This is a genomic window from Bacillus sp. EB106-07-01-XG149 (assembly GCF_058791555.1).
On record NZ_JBYTDP010000001.1, the window covers coordinates 390,583 to 410,960 of the forward strand.

At 32.0% G+C, this 20,378-nt stretch carries 19 protein-coding genes, 2 pseudogenes and 1 riboswitch; of the genes and pseudogenes, 3 read left to right on the forward strand and 18 right to left on the reverse strand.

Annotated features, from left to right (window positions below; genetic code table 11):
- Window positions 1-65: 65 nt before the first annotated feature.
- From AC3WTA_RS02115 to AC3WTA_RS02125, 3 genes are read right to left on the reverse strand one after another with little or no spacing between them, the layout of a single operon-like run.
- Window positions 66-866, reverse strand: a complete 801-nt coding sequence (locus AC3WTA_RS02115; RefSeq protein ID WP_000287575.1) for an energy-coupling factor transporter transmembrane component T family protein — start codon at window positions 864-866, stop codon at window positions 66-68.
- Window positions 859-2,562: an ABC transporter ATP-binding protein gene (locus AC3WTA_RS02120; protein ID WP_001182493.1), complete on the reverse strand. Its 1,704-nt coding sequence runs from the start codon at window positions 2,560-2,562 to the stop codon at window positions 859-861. The genes AC3WTA_RS02115 and AC3WTA_RS02120 overlap by 8 nt, the downstream gene beginning before the upstream one ends.
- A 10-nt stretch (window positions 2,563-2,572) precedes the next feature.
- Window positions 2,573-3,121 carry an ECF-type riboflavin transporter substrate-binding protein gene (locus AC3WTA_RS02125; protein WP_001038205.1) on the reverse strand — a complete coding sequence of 183 codons (549 nt, stop codon included), beginning with the start codon at window positions 3,119-3,121 and terminating at the stop codon, window positions 2,573-2,575.
- 138 nt (window positions 3,122-3,259) lie between these two features.
- Window positions 3,260-3,375, reverse strand: a riboswitch (SAM riboswitch).
- 153 nt (window positions 3,376-3,528) lie between these two features.
- Between AC3WTA_RS02125 and AC3WTA_RS02130 the strand changes: the two genes are divergently transcribed.
- Window positions 3,529-4,209: an aspartate/glutamate racemase family protein gene (locus AC3WTA_RS02130; protein WP_000864386.1), complete on the forward strand. Its 681-nt coding sequence runs from the start codon at window positions 3,529-3,531 to the stop codon at window positions 4,207-4,209.
- 49 nt (window positions 4,210-4,258) lie between these two features.
- Here AC3WTA_RS02130 and AC3WTA_RS02135 read toward each other — a convergent pair whose 3' ends face one another.
- The 6 genes and pseudogenes from AC3WTA_RS02135 to AC3WTA_RS02160 all read right to left on the reverse strand — a co-directional run.
- Window positions 4,259-5,437 carry a macrolide family glycosyltransferase gene (locus AC3WTA_RS02135; protein WP_000932166.1) on the reverse strand — a complete coding sequence of 393 codons (1,179 nt, stop codon included), beginning with the start codon at window positions 5,435-5,437 and terminating at the stop codon, window positions 4,259-4,261.
- A 338-nt stretch (window positions 5,438-5,775) separates the two neighbouring features.
- A complete protein-coding gene (locus tag AC3WTA_RS02140) occupies window positions 5,776-7,902 on the reverse strand; it encodes a peptidoglycan D,D-transpeptidase FtsI family protein (protein ID WP_000745498.1) in 2,127 nt (708 codons plus the stop codon).
- Window positions 7,903-8,123: 221 nt separating this feature from the next.
- The gene (locus AC3WTA_RS02145) at window positions 8,124-9,911 is read right to left on the reverse strand and encodes an ATP-binding protein (protein WP_000994063.1); all 1,788 of its coding nucleotides are present in this window, start codon (window positions 9,909-9,911) and stop codon (window positions 8,124-8,126) included.
- 442 nt (window positions 9,912-10,353) lie between these two features.
- A complete protein-coding gene (locus AC3WTA_RS02150) occupies window positions 10,354-11,205 on the reverse strand; it encodes a Cof-type HAD-IIB family hydrolase (protein WP_000766373.1) in 852 nt (283 codons plus the stop codon).
- Window positions 11,206-11,382: 177 nt separating this feature from the next.
- Window positions 11,383-11,961, reverse strand: a complete 579-nt coding sequence (locus AC3WTA_RS02155) for a cysteine dioxygenase family protein (protein WP_000954445.1) — start codon at window positions 11,959-11,961, stop codon at window positions 11,383-11,385.
- 112 nt (window positions 11,962-12,073) lie between these two features.
- A pseudogene (locus AC3WTA_RS02160) lies at window positions 12,074-12,187 on the reverse strand (cytochrome P450); the annotation flags it as partial.
- On the opposite strand from AC3WTA_RS02160, the pseudogene AC3WTA_RS02165 reads away from it, so the two are divergent.
- Window positions 12,180-12,521, forward strand: a pseudogene (locus tag AC3WTA_RS02165) (PadR family transcriptional regulator); the annotation flags it as partial. The pseudogenes AC3WTA_RS02160 and AC3WTA_RS02165 sit on opposite strands and share 8 nt — an antisense overlap.
- A 102-nt stretch (window positions 12,522-12,623) precedes the next feature.
- On the opposite strand, the gene AC3WTA_RS02170 reads toward AC3WTA_RS02165, so the two are convergent.
- The 6 genes from AC3WTA_RS02170 to AC3WTA_RS02195 all read right to left on the reverse strand — a co-directional run bounded on the left by AC3WTA_RS02170 (window position 12,624) and on the right by AC3WTA_RS02195 (window position 17,971).
- A complete protein-coding gene (locus AC3WTA_RS02170) occupies window positions 12,624-12,779 on the reverse strand; it encodes a DUF1540 domain-containing protein (RefSeq protein ID WP_000046092.1) in 156 nt (51 codons plus the stop codon).
- A 70-nt stretch (window positions 12,780-12,849) separates the two neighbouring features.
- Window positions 12,850-13,482 (reverse strand): Vat family streptogramin A O-acetyltransferase, encoded by a 633-nt coding sequence (locus AC3WTA_RS02175; RefSeq protein WP_078183857.1) that lies wholly within the window; start codon window positions 13,480-13,482, stop codon window positions 12,850-12,852.
- Window positions 13,472-14,755 (reverse strand): MFS transporter, encoded by a 1,284-nt coding sequence (locus AC3WTA_RS02180; protein ID WP_078183858.1) that lies wholly within the window; start codon window positions 14,753-14,755, stop codon window positions 13,472-13,474. The genes AC3WTA_RS02175 and AC3WTA_RS02180 overlap by 11 nt, the downstream gene beginning before the upstream one ends.
- Window positions 14,756-15,021: 266 nt before the next feature.
- Window positions 15,022-16,257: a cytochrome P450 gene (cypA, locus tag AC3WTA_RS02185; protein ID WP_000062108.1), complete on the reverse strand. Its 1,236-nt coding sequence runs from the start codon at window positions 16,255-16,257 to the stop codon at window positions 15,022-15,024.
- 158 nt (window positions 16,258-16,415) lie between these two features.
- Window positions 16,416-16,820, reverse strand: coding sequence for a hypothetical protein (locus AC3WTA_RS02190; RefSeq protein ID WP_000282702.1), 405 nt, complete (start codon window positions 16,818-16,820; stop codon window positions 16,416-16,418).
- Window positions 16,821-16,966: 146 nt separating this feature from the next.
- A complete protein-coding gene (locus AC3WTA_RS02195) occupies window positions 16,967-17,971 on the reverse strand; it encodes a DUF1835 domain-containing protein (RefSeq protein WP_078183859.1) in 1,005 nt (334 codons plus the stop codon).
- 229 nt (window positions 17,972-18,200) lie between these two features.
- On the opposite strand from AC3WTA_RS02195, the gene AC3WTA_RS02200 reads away from it, so the two are divergent.
- Entirely contained in the window at window positions 18,201-18,413 is a 213-nt protein-coding gene (locus AC3WTA_RS02200) for a hypothetical protein (protein ID WP_000409414.1), read from the forward strand.
- Window positions 18,414-18,660: 247 nt separating this feature from the next.
- Here the strand turns inward: AC3WTA_RS02200 and AC3WTA_RS02205 are convergent, their stop codons facing one another.
- From AC3WTA_RS02205 to AC3WTA_RS02215, 3 genes are all read right to left on the reverse strand, one after another.
- Window positions 18,661-18,864 (reverse strand): hypothetical protein, encoded by a 204-nt coding sequence (locus AC3WTA_RS02205; RefSeq protein WP_000878362.1) that lies wholly within the window; start codon window positions 18,862-18,864, stop codon window positions 18,661-18,663.
- Between the two features lie 139 nt (window positions 18,865-19,003).
- Window positions 19,004-19,420, reverse strand: a complete 417-nt coding sequence (locus tag AC3WTA_RS02210) for a DUF3995 domain-containing protein (RefSeq protein ID WP_000905592.1) — start codon at window positions 19,418-19,420, stop codon at window positions 19,004-19,006.
- A gap of 128 nt (window positions 19,421-19,548) precedes the next feature.
- Complete coding sequence (locus tag AC3WTA_RS02215; RefSeq protein WP_000732197.1) at window positions 19,549-20,322, reverse strand: DUF3959 family protein; 774 nt, start codon at window positions 20,320-20,322, stop codon at window positions 19,549-19,551.
- Window positions 20,323-20,378: the final 56 nt, after the last annotated feature.

The window sequence follows — 20,378 nt, forward strand, 5'->3', positions numbered from 1 at the left end:
TGTAAATATCCCTTTTTTGAGCATGTCTACATAAAAATAAGTAAAAGCACTCATTTGAGAGTGCTTTAAAATGGATACCAAAAATTTTGAAATACATGTAACTTTAAATACACTGCAACAATTAAAATAAAAACACCTACAAATAAAGCAATGAAATCCCCGCTTTTCGCTTTATTTGTATAAAACCAAGTTCGTGTATTCTTCTTTCCAAATCCTCTTAAATCCATTGCATTTGAAACTGTATCGATTCTATCTAGTGAATGGATAATTAAAGGCCAGAAAATTAAGACACGGTTTTTCATACGAATCCATAAACTTGCTTCTCCTTTTTCAAAAGCTACTCCTCTCGCCTCTTGCGCATGTTTAATAACTTTATATTCGGACTGAATATCAGGTATATAACGTAATGCAATATTTATTGCATATGTAATCTTATAATGAATTCGAAATTTACTTAAGCTACTCACAAATTTGCTTGGATCAGTCGTATATATAAAAATAAGTGTAAATGGTAATAACGTAAAATATTTTAATGAAAGTGTAGCTGCATAAAATAATGTTTCACATGTAATTGTTGCATATCCGATATGTAAAAACGAAGTATATGATTCGGTTAATTCAGATCCATGAGTTGGTGTAATAAATAAAATCATTACAGAATTTAATAAACTAAATGTAAATATAACAGTAAAAACAATACAAATTTTACGAAATGGAATTTTTGCAACTAGAAGTCCGATACAGCCAATCATAAAAACAATAAGCAATATGCGAAAATCAAGAAACAAAAAAGTAAGCGTCATACAAAAAATAAATAATAACAATTTCACTGCTCCATCCATACGATGAAAGTATGTACTATACATGTTCCTCCCTCCTAGTAACCTCAAAATAAAGTTCTATAAACCTTTCAGGGTATGCAATCCCACTAAATTTAACTAACTTGAATAATGAACTTTCCCTAAGTTTCGCTCTTTGTAACGTTTCTGAATGTCCTAATACGATAGACGAGGTATTATTCGCAATAATTTCCCCTTCATGTAAAACGATTGCTCTGTCTGCATATTCTAATGCGAGATTCATATCGTGTGTGATAAAAATAAAAGATATTCCCTTTGCAGCTAGTTTTTTAATAAACGACATAAACTGTTTATAATGATAATAATCTTGTCCCGCTGTCGGTTCATCTAAAATGATAAGTTTCGGATTTGTTGTTAGTACAGATGCAATCGTTACTCTCTTTTTTTGTCCATAACTTAATGCCTGAATTGGCCAATTACGAAATGGATACAAACCACAAATTTTTAATGTTTCTTCCGCCCTAAGCTTAATTTCTTCATTTGAAACCTTTTTTAATTTTAATGAAAATGTAACCTCTTCTATAACAGTAGGTTGCGTAATCATATGATTTGGATTTTGCATCACATAAGATATAACTTCACCACGTTTACGAATAGACCAAGAATTGATATTTACTTCATCAAATACAATCCTATCATTTTTTGTTTTGTTTATGCCTATAAGACTATGAGCTAATGTTGATTTACCAGCTCCATTATGGCCCAAAAGTGCTACAATTTCACCTTCATATATTGAGAAATTTACATTGTCCAATACTTTTTGTTTATTAGAATAGGAGAATGACAAATTCTCTACTTTCAATAATTCTTTTTTTGTAGGGGTACCTTTACAAAAAACTTGCTTCTCCATCCACTCATCTATTACGCTACGAACACTTTCCCTTTGAAGATTTTCAAGTGGGTAGTATATTACGTCATTATTACCATCAAACTGCAATTTCTTTAATACTTCTATGTACATAGGCTCTCTTAAGCCGATAGATGGTAATATATTTGACGCAAAAATCTCTTCTGGTGTCCCTATCGTAACAATTTCCCCTTCATCCATTAAAATGATTTTATCTAAATCCAGATTTAACATTTCTTCTATTCGATGTTCAATAATTACAATTGTTTTATTATATTGTTTATGTATATCTTTAATAAGTTCTATTGTATGTAAGCTACTGACAGGATCTAAATTCGCTAAAGGTTCATCAAATAATAATATATCAGCATTCGTTGTTAACAACCCTGCTAGAGAAACGGTTTGTTTTTGACCTCCTGATAATTCATGTGGACTTTGTTTATGAAAAGAATGCATCTTTACCTTTTTTAATGAGTCTGAAACAATTTTTTTCATTTCATTTTGATTTACACATTCATTTTCTAAATAAAAAGCTACATCTTCTTCTACTGTAAGACCAATAAATTGAGCATCTTGATCTTGCAAAATTGTTCCTACCTGTTTACTCTGTTCAAAAACACTGCCTTTCCTCGGATCTTTGCCGGCAATTAAAATATTACCAGTACTAATCCCCCCATAAGAAAAGGGGATTAGCCCATTGATACAATGAGCTAAAGTTGACTTCCCTGAACCACTTCGTCCAGCAATTAGTACTTTTTCTCCAGGGTATATATGAAATGTAATGTCTTTTACAGTAGGCTGCGCAGCATGTTCATATTGAAAGCTGAATTGTTCAAAAGAAATAATTGGTTGCATGTTAACATCCCTACTTTTCAATTTTTAAATGTGTATGTTTCTTATTAGATTTAGCTAGACCTATTGTAATTGGCAATCCAAGAACTAGAAATACAATAACATCAGCAATTGTTGCTCCTAATACTTGTATAACAATTTTGTCAAATGGTTCTCCCATCACAATAACATCGAATGCCCCAGCAAATATAATAGCAATGACAATACCAATTAACCCAGTAATGGCTAAATAAGAAATATCCCGCTTATTATACATACCGTTTTTCACACTAAAGCTAACTCTTTTTTGAATGAGTCCCATTGCAAAGCCGATAATGCCTGAACTTATAACCCAACCCCACCAAATACCCCATCCAGCGATTGTATCTGTTACTGTATGACCGATAAGTCCTATTAAAAGTCCTGCTACTGGACCAAATAACGCTCCAAAAACGGTTAAAATAGCTAATGCAGGTTTAATAAATGTATTTGGTGCAATAGAAAATCCCCAAAGTCCTAATATCCCGTATAATGCTGCTCCAATTCCGATTGCTACTACTAACTTTGTTGATAATTTGTTCATTACAATTCCCCTCCCATATTAGTCAACTTTTATTACTCTATATTTATTTTGAAAATGAATTATGCATCGACACTCCCTTTCTATACAACAAAAAATGACCCCTTACATAAGAGGTCATTTTCTTCACGTTCAAGAATCCTCTTATCTTCCAAAAAACACATCGTGTCCTCTGCGGAATTAGCACCTTCCTATAAATTTATATAGGGGTTGCTGAGGTTTCATAGGGCCGTTCCCTCCACCTCTCTGGATAAGTATTAATTTGTAATTCGTATTATGGCACTAATAAGTATAAATTTCAACACTTTTCTAATTATTTTTATTTTTTGTTTAACGGTACGTTTAAACCATTGTATTCTTATCGGAATTGTGAAATAATGAATTCAAAATAGTTACGGGAGGAATGTACGATGAAAGTAATCGGTTTAATTGGTGGACTAAGTTGGGAATCTACATCGTTATACTATAAACATATTAATACACTTACACTCTCTCAATATGATCAAAATGCAAAGCTTGTTTTATATAGCATGGACTTTGGTGAAGTAACTACTTTATTACAAAATCATCAATATGAAGAAGTGAAAAACGAATTAGTCACAGTTGCAAAAAAGGTTGAAAAATCCGGAGCTGATTGTTTATTAATGTGTTCCAATACGGTCCATTTATTTGCTGAAGAAGTAGAAAATGCAATATCTATTCCACTACTTCACATTGGTGATGTAAGTGCTAAAGAAATGGTAGAACAGAATATAAAGCGTATCGGACTATTGGGTACGAAACAAACGATGGAACAAGACTTCTATAAATCACGTCTAACAAATTTTAATATTGAGACGATCATCCCAAATGAAGAGGAAAGAAATTTTATTCATCATGTTATTTTAAATGAATTAAGTAAAGGAATTATTTCAGAAACATCAAAAGAAAAACTTTTACAAATTACAAACTCATTAATTCAAAACGGCGCAGAAGGTATATTGCTAGGCTGCACTGAAATACCATTGCTCATTTCCCAAAACGACCTTACTGTACCTGTTTTTGATACCGCTTTTTTACATGCAAATACTGCTGTGCAGTTTGCAGGATAATAATATAAAAGCATAACGGTTAATCCTCTATGTTTTTATATTGTCCACACTATTTATTTAAAAGAGATTTTATAACTGTAATTGCTTCTTTAGTACCAACACATTCTAAAAAACTATCATTCAGTTTTCGTATACCATGTTTATACTTTTCATTTGAAAGAACGTCTGTTACCGCTTCATTTAAAGTTTGCACATTAACATGCTCTTTCAATAATCGATGTGCTGCTTCAAGTTCAGTTAATCTTTGTGCTATCATTGGCTGGTCTTTATCGTGTGGAATTATAACAAATGGGACATTAAAATAAATGGCATCGTGAACGCTATTCATACCACCATGTGTAATGAAAACATCTGCTTCACTTAATATTTCTGATTGGGGTACGTATGAAGCAATTATAAAATGGTCTGGCGCTTTTTTAATTTTAGAACGATCATTTCGATCACCAATTGCCATTACGACTATCCCTTCAAAATCTGAGAAAGTATCAATACAAGTATTAAAGAATGGTTCGAGTCCTTCAAGTAGTGTCCCCATTGAAATATAAATAACTTTCTTATCTTTAAGCAATTCAAATGGAAACTCTACATTTGTTTTACGATTTGAAATACTAGGCCCAATAAAAATGTTATTTTCTCCGAATGAATCGCTATTAGGTTGAAAATAACGACTTGTGTACACGAGTGAAATATCTCCCTTATTATGCATAAATTGAAGATTATTTTTGGGCTTTACTCCAAATTCATGTTCCATTTGATATAGTAACTTTTTAGAAAGTTCATCGGGTCGGAATTGTATTTCTGCATTTGGATGAAAAGGTAAAGTCTCCAAAAACTCTGGGGGAATTAAAAATATAGGAGAAGAAAGTACGCCTGGAATTTGTAAATACTCCTTTACTAAATCTCCAGCACCAAATATATCGTAAATTACGAAATCAAAATTGATGCTCTCACATAATTGTTTTGTAATTTCTAATATATATAAAGAAGTTTGAACATGTACATGAAAGAAAGAATTCAGCCCATATGAGGTTTCAGTATCAATGGAAATCTCCTTTAATAAATCTGGATGAGTATATACAGTGGCTCCCAAATCTTCAATTCTGCTTTTAAAGTGTTCTGTTGTAATATAATGTACGTGATCACCCCGTTCAGTAAAAGCTTTGACTAAACGTAATGTAGGATTTACATGTCCCTCTGCTGGAAAATTAACCACTAAAATATTTAGCACTTATTTCTCACTCCTTACATTTCAATACTCTTATTAATCATACTGTAATTATTACCGTCAATCTTCCCCTAATAGTCCTAATATACTTACTACTTTATATTGATAAATAATTGTCAGTTAATAAATTAAAAAAGGCATCTACATAAGTAGATACCTAACCGTGATAAGGAGTGTTCTGTGAGGTTAGAATAAGCTTTTCAGCTTGTCCTATGCTATCAATATATGATTTATTTTATAAAGTGTGCATAGTTGATAGAATGATTTCATCCTTCTCTATCATCCATTTTGAATCTATTTCTAAATAAGACGACTCTAGTTTCTATAACATTTCATATGTTTTAATCTTCTTGAGAGCTATCTATTTTTGTAGTTTCTCCAGTCAATCGCTTATTTTTTAATTCAAAATAAGCATCTAAAACTTCTTTTCCAATATCAGAGTTAATACCAGATTTATCATTAATAACCCACGGCACAACTACAGAGAATGCTACTTCAGGATTATCATACGGCGCATATCCTGCTAACGTTAAGTTATAACATTCTCTTCGCTCACCTTTTTCATTTCTTCCTATATCACTTTCTCCACCGTATACAGTCTGTGCTGTCCCTGTTTTACCTGCTGGCTTATAAGATGCTTTTTGGAACGCCCTTACTCCTGTTCCATCACCTTCTTGGAATACCCTTCTAAATCCTTCTTTTACTTGATTTATATATTCCTCTTTCATATCTATCTTATTTAAAACGATTGGTTCTACTGAATGCACCACTTTACCAATCTCATCTTTTTGCGACGTTTGCTCTCTTACCTCTTGAACAATTTGTGGCTTCATTCGATATCCACCGTTTGCGATTGTTGAAATATACTGTACAAGCTGAAGTGGCGTATAGGTGTCATACTGGCCAATTGAGTAGTCTAGTAAGAAACCAGGTTGATTATCTTTTTTACCAATTTGTCCAGCTGTTTCATTCGGTAAATCGATGCCCGTTGGAACACCTAATCCAAATTGCCTGAAATAATACCTCATTTTATCAAAGTACTCCTGTTTAATATTTAATGAACTATTTTTCACATAATCTACACCTGCAATTTTTAATGCTGTATTAAACATATAAACGTTTGAAGAGACTTGTAACGCTCTTAAATCATCAATATTTCCAAACTCTTTCCAAGACTTTTTTTCCTTTGTTCCTTTAAACTTCATAGGTGCATCATAAAAATAAGTACCTGGTGTTATAGCTTTCGTTTCAAATCCAGTTAAAACTGTCGCACCTTTAACTGTTGATCCAAGCTCATAAGAACTAGTCATTGTGCCTAATGCATAGTCTTCAACTTCTGTTTTTCCGTCTTTTTCTACAAGTCTTTTCCCAGCCATGGATAATACTTGTCCGTTTTTCGGATTCATCATCACAACGAAAGCACGGTCCAACATTGATTCTGACCCTTTATATGCCTTTAATATTTTTTCAATACTTTCTTCTACTTTCTTCTGTAATTCCATATCTATTGTTAAAGTTAAATTCTTACCGCTCTTTCCCTCAGAAACGGTTTCCGTTCTAATTGTATTACCTTGTTTATCTGCAACGCTTCTTACTTCTTTTTTTGTACCATGAAGTACATCTTCATATTGCTGCTCGATATAACTTTTTCCAACTCTATCATTTCGGCTATAATCACGTACCAAGTAGTAATCTAATCGTTCACTTGGTAATCCTTCATCGGAATTAGAAACATTTCCAAGAACAGATCGGAATAATCCATCATTTACATACACTCTCTCCCAATCAACCGATACGTCTACACCTGGGAGATTCGCTAAACCTTCACTAATTATAGTAAATTCCTTTTCACTAACATCTTTTTTTATAATTTGAGGAGCCATTTGATAACCAGAAGTCATCTTACTTTTAATAGCTAACACCTTTATATCTTTATCTGTTAATTCCTGAAGATTTTTATCTGTAACCCGTTTTCTTTTTAACTCTTCTATTTTTTTATCTAGCTTCTTGCCACTAATTTCCTTCTCTCTAAATATATCTATTTCTTTTTTCGATACTAGATTTTCAGCCAGTTTCGGATTTAATTGCATCCAAAAATCTTTCTTATCTGTCTCAGTTAACTTAGCTATATCTTCTTGCGGCATTTCAATTATGTCTACAAGTTGTCTTGCGGTTTTTAATATATCTTCTGATTTTACACCTTTCATCTTTGTATATGTAATTGTACGTAAAGATCTATTATCAACTACTGGATTGCCTTCTCTATCAAATATTTTTCCGCGCGGGACAGAAAGACTTACGGTCGCATTTTCTTTCTTCTCTACTTCATTTTTATACGTTTCTCCATCAATAATTTGTACTTTACCTAATTGTATGATCATGGCAGAAAATAATAAAAATACACAAAAGAATAAAATATTTAACCGCGTCGGTATTGCTCTACCTGTTGTTTTCTCTCGTTTTTTCACTTCGTCTAAATCTCCTCCTTACAATATTTCAAATAATATTTGTTTTCTATATTAAAAGTAACGTACAACTTCCATACATTACCTTGCACAAATATTAATATAATATTTAAAACTTAATAGAAATTAAAACAAATCTAAAGAAAAGGTAAAGTTTACTAAATTAAATATAAAAATCCCCAATAACCGAAAGCTTAACTTTTGGTTATTGGGGATTTAGTAATTTAAGAGTTAATAATTGGACGTATTGATTCGAATCTATCATCATAATTTGATAGAGATTTTTCACTCTGAGCTTTCGGCAAGTAAATCGTTACTGTTGTCCCGACTCCAACTTCACTCATAATACTTATATTTCCTTGATGACTTTCAATGATTTTATAACTTAACATTAATCCGATACCGGTACCTTTTTCTTTCGTACTATAAAAAGGCTCACCTAATCTCTTAATTCTATCTTCAGGTATCCCTATTCCTTCATCAATTACATGAATAATGACACCTTCATCGTTTCTCTCTTTAATATGAATTGTAATTTTCCCGCCATCTGGCATAGCTTCGATTGAATTTTGCAAAATATTAATAAACACTTGTTTCAATTGATTTTCTGAGCATTCAATGCTTATGTCTTTTGTGTCTGCATATAGTTCCACTTGAATATTCGTCATAATTGCCTTTGTATTCATTAACGATACGACGTTATTATAAATTTGATAAATATTTTTTTGTTCTGTATTTATCTCATCTGTTTTAGCAATTGATAAAAACTCTTGAAGAATCGCTTCTATTCTTTCAATTTCAGAAAGCATTAAATCAAAATATTTTTCTTGATCTTCTTTATTAATTTGAAATAACTGTATAAAACCTTTAATGACAGTTAATGGGTTCCTCACTTCATGAGCCACACCAGCTGCTAATTGACCAATTGCTGCAAGTGTATCTGATTTATTTAGCAATTCTTCTGTCTTTTTCCGTTCTGTAATATCGCGTACAATGATCATAATTTTATCATGTAATAATGGTAAGCATCTAGCTTCAAAAAAATCGATACTCCCATTAATTGTAAGTGGATATTCAACAATTACATTCGTTCCTTTTTCCTTCACTTGATGAATTGCTTCCTGAAACTGCTGTGCTACTGGAGATGGTAATACTTCGAAAAACTTTTTTCCCATAAAAGCTTCTGCCGGTACGTAAAATTTCGAAGGCGATCCTGCTTTATAATCTATAATTGTGCCATCATCTTCTGTTAAGAAACATAAATCTGGTAAAGCCTTAAAAATTAATTCCAATTCAGACGTTTGTTGTTTTAACTGCTCTTCTATCGCTTTTAAATGTGTAATATCTACTCCGACCGCCCAGTAGCTATATCCTGTTACAGGAAACTGTTCTGATATATTGGACCACATGATTGTTTTGATTTCACCATTTTTACATGTTAAGTGCATTTCCCAATCCCTGAAATTTTTTCCACAAGTTAAAAATTTCGTTTGTATTTGGTGACGATAATTATGATCTGGGTACAATAATTGAAGGGCATTTGGATTTCCTATTATTTCTTCAGCGGTATAACCTGTTACAATTTCACACTCCCGATTCCACAAAACAAAATCTCCATTATAATCAAGCGCATCAACCATAACAGGCATGTTTTGTAAAATCGTATGCAGTTCCTCCTCTTTCCGAGAAAGTAACGTTGTATTTTTACTTTGAAATACTTTTGTCGCCCCATCTATAATTAGATTTGAAAGCATTTCAAAGTATTTTTGACAATTGAAAATGTCGCTTTTGTTTGTCCATACTACAAAAGATCCTAAATGTTGATTGTATAAAAAAATGGGGATTTCAATTTTGGGAAGTTTACATATTTTCGTCTCATTTATTCCAAAAGAAAATATACATTCTTTTTCAGCATCAAGAAGTTGATGTGATATGTTGGTTAATTTATAAAACTGTTCTGCCATGGTTTCTATTGTACTCACATCAATAAGTTCCATTAGCCGCGCATTCATTCCTTTTTCACCTCAATATGTAAAATTAATACAAATTCAAAATTTATACTTCTCCATTATACGAAGAATGTGCCTTTAGGTATATAGCTGCAGAATAATTATTCGAACAAATTTTATTTTTCAATTAAAAAAGAGAAGAATTTACGTATAAAATGAAACTTTAATCATTATGTATTTTTTAATTTGACAAGCAACCGATAACGCGCCCTCATGCATAGATTTAACTATGACAATAGCATTATTCATATCGCTTGTAGTAGTATAAAAATACAAAAAATATAAAGTTCATAAAATTTTCACAATTAACATGAAAAATATAAACATTTATTCCAATATATTCTATATAATATAAAGTAATAAGGCTTCTATGAATCTCATAGAATACCTTACCCCTAATAAAAAGAAAAAAAGAATCTATTTGGATTCTTTTTTTCTTTTTATATTACATTACATATTTATATATAGCATGTGCAACACCGTGTTCTTCATTTGATAAAGTTTCGTATTGACACATCGCTTTTATTTCTTCCACAGCATTCCCCATTGCAATTGATATGTTCGCTTTTTCCATCATGGAAACATCGTTTAGCCCATCACCAATCGCTACAGTATTTTCGACTGGAATATTCAGATGTTCTGCTAAAGTATATAATCCATTGCCTTTTTGAGCATCTCGATGATTAATCTCTAAGTTATGCCAATATGAAGATGTAATTGCTAAATCAGTATTATGCAGAAACGCTGCTTTTAACTTTTTTAATTTTTCTATGTCATAAGAAAATGGTAAAAGCTTATGCACATGTATATCAGTTTCTACAATTGGTTTACAACTTTCTGCACTATGAAATGCTGTATGTTCAAGATATAATGCTGCAATCGTTTCTAACTCTTTCAAATCAAAATCTTCTTTTGAATTCTTCACATATTCGATCTCATTACGTACACTCTCTACTCCATAATCTGGTACATATACACCTTTATTAGTATAAAGCTGATAATATAAGCCATTCTCTTCAAGATAGTCCACAATCTCAAGTGCCTGCATATTTTGAATTGGATATCTCTTCATCATTTTATTATCTTTATATATAAGTGCACCATTTTCCGCAATAATTGGACACTCTAAATTAACTTCTAACAACAATCTTTCAATGTCGACGATAGAACGTCCTGTACAAATTGCTACAACATGACCCGCTTCCTGACATTTTCGAATTGCTTCTGCATTCTCTTTACTAATCATTTTATTCCCCGAAAGAAGAGTTCCATCTAAATCAATTGCGATTAATTTCATTATTCCTTCACCACTTTCTATAAATACACGAGCTCATTATAAACAATAGGTATCGTTTTCATACTGATCTCGTGAAGTACTCCTTATTTATAATTTATGAAAAGCGTTTCAGGTCAAGAAATAATTAAAAATAAAATCAAAAGCTTTTCTTTTTAAAGAAAAGCTTTTGATTTTAAACTATGAACTATAACTAATATATTTCGTCTCACACATGTACACATTCTTTTCTTCAGTTGGGACATATATTTTAAACTTTTCTAAACGTTTTCCGTAAATATGAATAGTGATAACGCTTTCATTTTTACCTATTTCAAGAATATGACAATCAGCTGGTGGAATGACTTTATCTGTTTTTCCTTCTCCCAAATAAAGATTTCCTGTATGTGTTAAATAAACAAGTGAATTTTCAAGCTGCTTAGTTTGTATAAAGTTCTGCACCATTATTCTTCCTGTAAAAACGCCTTCTACTCCCCATGTACCATCGTGATCATGTAAAGGGGTAGATTGACCATCTTTCCATACAAGAGCTAATACTTCAAAACGCTTTAAAGGATCTTCATATAGCAAGTGTCGTGCATATTGAGTCGAATTCACCTTCTGTTTCTCTAACGGAAGCCATCTTTTCTTTTCTAATAGTTTTCCTAGTAATTTTTCAATTGCACAAACCATTTGCTCTTCGGATAAATTACTATCTATTAAATCGGTTACACCTTTAATAAATGCTTGAAACGTTTTACTTCCATTACACGTTAACATAAGTATCCTCCTCTACTCTTCTTTCACACACTTCCACACTATAAAACACACTAGAATTTTACAATTGAGAAATAAAAAACAAGGTACAATACAATGCACCTTGCTGAACGTTTTACCTAGTTTTCAAAAGAATAGGTAAGTATTTTAATGTTTGTTCATTTTCCAATATACATTTTTCTAAATTGAACGATGGAGATAACTCTATTTTTTCAAAGACTATAACGAAAAAAATACATAAACAAGTCGGAAAGCCAAACCGAAATATGTACGACATAACTGAAACAGGAGAAGAAATTTTTTATGAAATGTTAAGAGAGTTTCCTGAAAAACTTGCGACAAATAACGCTGAGTTCCTTGTACGTATCGCCCTATTTGAAAAACTTGATTACGAAGGTAGAAAAGAAATTTTAACAATACGCCAAGACGTACTACATAAACAGCTTACTGCTATTCAATCTTTACATGTTAGCTCATCTTTTATTACAGAAGTCATTGAATTTAGTAAATCACGTATAGAACACGAATTGCTCTGGATTACATCACTTATGAAGAAAATATAAAAATTAACAAGAAAAGTTAAAAACAATGAATGAAAATGAGATTTATTATCAATACTATAATTAATAAAAGGGCAACCACGATTTGGCTACCCTTCAAAAATTTTATATTTCTGGATCAAAAGTTTTGCAATCTGTTTCTTCCGTAGTTGATGCATGTTTCCCTTTATTACTTACTACATAAATTGCATCTGCACTACATTTATTGCCGTTAGCCCAAAATTTACAGTTGTTTACTTCACATAAAACGTCTTGTGCCATAGTATCACACCTCCTTGTTCTAATATCATTAACAAAATTCGGAGGTATGATACTCTTTGTCATGCATTTTTTATTCCCTTTTTAGTTTTCTTAATGGTTCAATGTTTCCTTGTACAATAGCATCTATATTTTCTGTTATTTTTTCAATGTCAAAATGCCACCATTGAATTTGCAATAATTCTTCTATTATTGCATTTGTAAATCTTTGCTTTATTTTATTTGCAGGGTTTCCGCCAACAATTGTATATGGTGCGACGTCTCTAGTCACAACAGATTTAGCTGCAATGATTGCACCATCCCCTATTTTTATTCCAGGCATAATCGTTGTATCCATACCAATCCATACGTCATTTCCTATAACTGTATCACCTTTGTAAGGTAAATCAGACAAATTAGGTGTATACTTCTCCCACCCATTTCCAAATATATTAAATGGATATGCCGAAAATCCATCCATCCGATGATTCGCTCCGTTCATAATAAAGGTAACTCCATTTGCAATACAACAAAACTTTCCAATAGTAAGATGATCTCCAAGAAATTCATAATGATGTAATACTCGATCTTCAAATGTTTCTCCATCTTTCGCATCATAATAAGAATAGTCACCAACAAGTATATTAGCTTTCGTTATTGTATTTTTTATAAAATGAACGTTTTGATTTCCTTCAATTGGGTATTTTACATTTGGATTAGGATTCATGTTGTACAGCACTTCCTTTACCATTCATTTCACTTTCTACCGCTATTACTGGCTTTAAATTGTATATAGGTAAAATAAATAATAATCCAATTATAAATAGTAAAGCTGTGCCCTCATACATCGTACTTAATGAGAATACCTCTTTTAATGAACCAGCAATACTCATTGTTACTACCATTGAACCGGTGAATAGTGGACTTAAAATGCCATTTACACGACCAATAAAATCTGTATCGCTGTTTTGAATAATGAGCGTATTAATACCTATTTGGATACATGGAAGAGCTAACCCACTAAAAAGTTGTGCTGTAAGTGTCACCCATAAATTCGTCGAATAACCAATAATACCAATGCCGATCGCCTGACCGAGCATTCCTACAATTAACATCTTTTGCGGAGCAACATTTTTCGCAAATACCATCGCTAAAGCGCCGCCAACAATCATACCCGCGCCATTTACTGTTAGTAACCATTGCAAACTCTCTTTTGATAACCCTAACTGCTCAGTCACAATAAATATACCTAATGGCTGAATCAATCCTATACCTAGTCCTGCTGCCATAAAACAAAGCCCAAGCAAAGTTAATGCTTTTTTCTTTTTTACGTATTTAATACCGTCTAGCATTTCCTGTAACAACGTGATTTCTTTTTTCTCATTTTTATTCTCAAGATCTTTCGGAAGAAATAACAACACAGCTGCTGCCAGTAAAAAAGCTATACCTGTTATGATAATTGAAATATAAATTCCAAAACTATGAAAGATAAATGTTCCAAGAATCGGTCCTAACACCATAAAAATCGCAAATATTGTTTGATATATAGACATCGCTAATTGGATTTGTTCCGTTGATAAATGCTGTTTAAACAATTTCATACCTGATGGTTGAGAAAACTGCGAAAGGATTGCAGAAATAAGCGTGACAAAAAACACGATTTTCCATGTTCCAAACATAAGTGTAATTAATACAGCGAATACTGAAATGGAACTTAACGTTTCACACCATATCATTGTCTTCTTTGGCTTCCACTTATCAGCAAAGGTTCCACCTATAAAGGAAAAGATGAAAATTGGAGCAAACTCAGCAACCGAAATCATTGAAATAGCAAAAGCATCACCTTTCGTCATTTCCATTACATATAGTAATACCGCAAAGTTCCGAACCCATATTCCAATTTGTAAAAACAATGCTGATGCAAGAATTCCTTGCACAAACCGATTTTTTAATACTTGTGATACCCCATTGTTTTGTTTCGTTACTACATTTGTCGACATAAAAAAGCCTCCTATTTCATGTTCTGAACAGGAGGCAGCACAAATCATATAAAAAGACTATATATTCGCAGAGCGAAATACATCCCTTTTCTATAAATGCACAGATTAATCCTATTCAGAAGAATATTTCGTTTTTTAACGAAGATCTCTTACAAATAGAATTAGTTGATCATTGGGATGTTTTCACCCTTCCGTTTCGAATTTAAATAACACATACATACTCTATGTAAATCATTTTCTATGTATGCATGTCTACAATAAATATTCTAGAATGTTAATGGTAATTCCTCTAAAGAACGCATTAAATAATTACCCTGCCATTTCATTTCTTCACGGTTACCTTTTATTTTTAGTTCAGGCATTCGATTAAATAAAGTAGTAATAGCAATCTTTGCTTCTAACTTAGCAAGTGGAGCACCTAAGCAGAAATGGCTACCATGGCCAAATGCAATATGACGATTATTCTCCCGAGTAATATCGAATACTTCCGGATTTTCAAATACAGTTTCATCACGGTTTGCAGAAGCTAATGCAATGACAACCATATCTCCTCTTTCGATTGTTCGGTCGTGAATTTGAAAAGGTTCATCTGCCCATCTTGAAGTTGTAACCTCAACTGGAGAATAATATCGTAATCCTTCCTCAATAGCTGCATCAATTAATTTTGGATCTTCTTTTAATAACTGTAATTGATCCGGATTTTCGAGAAGTGCTAATACCGTATTTGTTATTAAATTTACCGTTGTCTCATGTCCCGCCACAATTAGTAACATTATCATTGAATATAGTTCTCGGGCGCTAAGTTTATGCCCTTCACTTTCCGCAAGTATTAATGCACTCACCAAGTCTTCTTTTGGCTCTTTTCGTTTATTATCAACTAAATATTGGAGATATGTAATAAACTCAGATAGTTGCTTTTCGGTTTCTTTTATTTCTTCTGGCGTTTCTGGGTAAGCAATGACAGCATGAGACCAAATTCTAAATTTTGCTTGATCTTCTTTTGGAATGCCGAGCATCTCACTTATTACAATAATCGGTAAAGGAAACGAGTAATCATCAACAAGATTTAATGAACTTTTTCGCTCGACTTCATTTAACAAATCATCTGCAATATCCTGTATTCTTCCTCCCAATTGCGTGATCATCTTCGGTGTAAAAGCTTTTTGTACGAGTGATCGTAAACGATTGTGGTTAGGTGGATCTGAATTTAGCATGTGCGTCGTTAAATAATCACTATTATCAACAGTAAGAAAGACATTCAATGTATCTTGAGAAAATACATTGGCCGGATCTTTTTTTAAGCGATTATCTTTTAATAGTGGCAAAGCATCTTCATATCTTGTAATAAGCCACTCTGCACCTAATTCAGTTTTATTCACAAATAAGATAGGTTGCACTTTTCTAGATTCTTTATAAATTTCATACGCATCTTCTTTAAACTGAGCTGAAGCTAAATTAATACCATCCTCTATTCTTAGCCCAACTTTGTTTTTCATTGACATTGTATTCCCTCACTCTCATTTGTTTTTGAAAACCAACCAACATATGCATTATACTCTAATAAAAACGCGAAAATTGTAAATTTTCATTCAAAATCTTACTTCGTATATTGAAAAATAAAAAGTGAGAGAGTAAAATCCTTCTACTCTCTCACTCTTCTTTACGCAAAACACATGAAATTACTAATTTGTTGATAGCGATAACTTACTTTACGACGGCGACCACCTTGCCAAGTGTAACCTGAAACCCCATTTCTCCTCACTTCAGTCGGGAAGAACCATAAGTCTCTTCCGAAAGGTCCAGGACGATGCAAACGTAAATATCCCCATCTTCCTAGACAGTTACACATCCATGATTTCATATTCCCTGCTTGAGCTGGAGAAGCAAATGTAGACGGTAACGACGGCGCTTGTGACGGTGGTGGTGACGTTGGAGCATCTTCCGCATCATCTGGTCTATAATCTTCTTGTTCCATATCTCTCACTTCATTTACAGATTCATACCCGTAGTTTTGTGGATTATAATACATCCCTTGATCATATGGATAATTTTGCTGGTTATACATATTAACAAATCACCTACTTTTCATTCAGTACCTTTAACATTCATATGTAATATGCGCTCTATAGGAAGCTTATGTTATAGCCCAAATTCAATTTAAAAACCTCGTATTATTTAAAATACGAGGTTTTTAAAAATAAAATGTATTTATTATTTCCTTAACTTTACACTATAAAAACGCATTTCTTTTAGTGAACCTTCAAATTCAAATACGTCTTGTTTAATTAATTCCTTTAAGCGATATTCTAAAAACGTATCGCCAACTAACTGCTCTACAAGACCAAGCGCTTCACCAATTACTCTTGGAGCTTTTAGGAATTCTCGATCAGCACCTATACTTTTCGCGCATTCAATAATAAATTGATCAAAATAATCTTCTTGTACAGAACGCACTTCATTTTTTTTCCAAACTCTTAGAAACTCCGTACTTTTCGATAATCTATACCACTCCTCTTCAAACCTCATTCGCTTCTCTTCAGTTAAATACGGAGATTCTGCAAAACTTTTTTGGAATAGAGCTAAACTGTCAGGCGGTAATTCTCCTGTTCCACGAATAGCATACTCTTTTTTTAATATTTCTTTACTTGCTTCAGACGTATTAATAACGCGAATGTTTTTCTTATCTTTTAATTGCGCCATTACAAAACATAGGCCTACATGTTCATGTGCGTTATTAGCTTTCCAAATTGTAATAGGCGTTTCAATAGGAATAGTGTGTAGTTCTTCCATAGTTTCTAAAAACCTTGGTAAATACTCTTCTTCAAAATAATTATCATAAGCAGTTAAATTGTTTACTAACCATTTCTGTCTTGCTAGTTGTCCCTCATTCATATGTAACTTGTTTATCGGCCCAATTGAAAAGAATTCAGAAAAAGCGACAACCCTCTCTTCCAATCGTTCTTCTTTACTAAGCATATGTTTTAAACATCCAGCTGTTGAATCATCAAATGCAATATGAACATGTGAGCTTTCTTTTACATTTCTTTTATAAGATGTATTACTCGTTAGTTGTTTAGGAATATCCATTAAATTTTCAATGGTATCTTCACTATAGTTTTCTTCTAACAAATTTAACTGAATTAGAATACTTTGAAGTAAATGTTTTGCTTCATCTTCGTACATTTCTTCTACAACATTTTTGATTTTATCTATCACACAAATCCCTCTATTCATTTCATAAATAACGTATATTATAGTGTATCATTTTAGTATCATTCTTTTAAAGTTTTTTTAAAATAAAAGCATTTATTATTCAGATTGCTACAGCAATCCACATTTTCATCAAAATCTCTCCTACAATTCTTAATTACTAAATATCCCTTTGTAAATCCCTTTATTTAAATGTATAATTATATAGAAAATAAAAAATATAGGAGCTATATGTATGGAGAAAGCGATTACTACTTATAAACATTATTTAAAAAATTGGAGATTTATATTTATTTGTATATTACCTACTATCGCCATATTATATGTTTTCGATGTCATCTTCGAACTACTATTTCATCAAGATTTCTATTTATCAAACTTAATTTTTGCTATTATATTATTTTTAATATTTATTAACATCAAAGATATGTTTAAAATTGAAAGTTAAAGCACGGGATAAAAAAAGAGCACCCTGCAATTGGATGCTCTCATGTGATAGAGGTTTTTTCTGAGTATTAAGTAGGACACGAAGGTCTTGTCCTACAACATAATATATGCTTGTACTTATTTTATTGTGCATCTATTAAACATCAAATGTATACGTATTGCTAAAAATTCTGCTTATTTATTAATTGTATAATTATTATATTTACACATAAAAAACATCCCTATGGATGTTTTTTATGTACTGATTTTTAAGCTTCCATAAACTTAGCCGGTACACCAATTTTTTCAACTACAGAAGATATATTAGTAGGATTAATCATTACATTTTCAATACTAACTAATTTATTTTCTAATAGTCCATTCTCTGTAGTAATAAGTTCTTCAAACCGATCTAAAGTCATCGAGAATTTGTGTTCACTTCCGCCATTCATACAGACTTTTACATACTTCATAGTGTCACCGCCTTTCATAATAATCTATATTTCGATAAGAAGGCGCTTACATCCTTTTTATTTACTACTAGATTTCTCACTTTTATTCCTTGCTAATTCACGTTTATTTATTTTAGAAAAGGCAGCTACTATTTTATGTTCACGTTATAATTGCTAGTAAGAACGATAAAGATAAAAATGCACAAAGTGGTATATATAAAACAGTATCCATTTTAGCAAAACGCGTATCTTTTTTTCGCTTAAAGATGCCAAAATAATGAAACTCACCAATTACTCTTATAAAAAAAACAATCATACAAATCCAAGAGCCCAATTGAACAATACTATTAGGAAATACAAAATGAACAACATTTGTTTGTTGTAATAAAATCATTGCCGCCATACTTAATAATAACGCAATGAACAATGTCATTCCTACACCTGGTATAAATGCCTTTTCTCCAGATCTTGTTGGAATGACACTATTTGTCGCCCACGTACCTCCGAAAGCCCAGTAAACATGTAAAAAGCTAACTAAAAATAATATACAGACAGAAATATATGTAATAATAAGCATTTTGTCCTCCCATTATTTTATTTAAGTCCTTAACTTTAAGGTATGCTATAAATTTCTCATTAGCAATCTATATATAATTACATAAAAAACCCTTCAATGATAAATCATTAAAGGGTTACTCAAATATCTTATGCATTATACCTATTTCTACGACGTTCCATCCTCGTTTGTCCTTGAGTAGTACCTTCTTTAAATTGATGTATTTGCTCTGTCATTTCATAAGTTGCAGCTGGAGTTGGTTCTTCGTAATTATGCTCACGTATTTTTTCTGGCGTTTTTCGTTTTGATACTTTTCCACCAAACTTAAATAATTTCATCTTAAGCTTCGGTAATTTTGGAAGTGGAATCTTAAATGATAATTTTTTACGCTTCTTTTTTTGATGAAATAGATTTATATTTTCTTTATCAGTATCGTTCTCTTTACGGTGTAATAACATCGCAAGTAATCCACCTAATATAAGTCCTCCAACTAACAGTAGAAGATATAAATAATGACTTGTCATTAAACTCGACATACGTTCAAGTATGACTAACGACTGTACTTCTTTAATATCCCAAAGTAAAGCGGCCCATAATGAGAATAAACCGAAAGTAAGTCCATATGTACGAAAACGGAATAAACATGGAATTAAAGCGATACAAGCGGCGATTTTCGCATTCCCTATTATTGAACTTGTTGAAATATCCTGATGCCAAATGACTAACAGTAGTGTTATAAATGGCGCATACGCTATCCAACTACATATACGTGAATATATTTTTTTCGCAAAATAGCTACCGAAACTAGTAAAAAATAAAAGGCCCCCGATATATAAAGATTGTTCTAGTGGGATTTGCTTTATAATTCCTGCAACCGGAAAGAGGCCGCTCAATAGCATTAATAACACATCTAATTTCTTCACAATTCCTCATTCCTTTCAAATTTCTTTTGAATCAATTCATATTACTTTCCCAAATG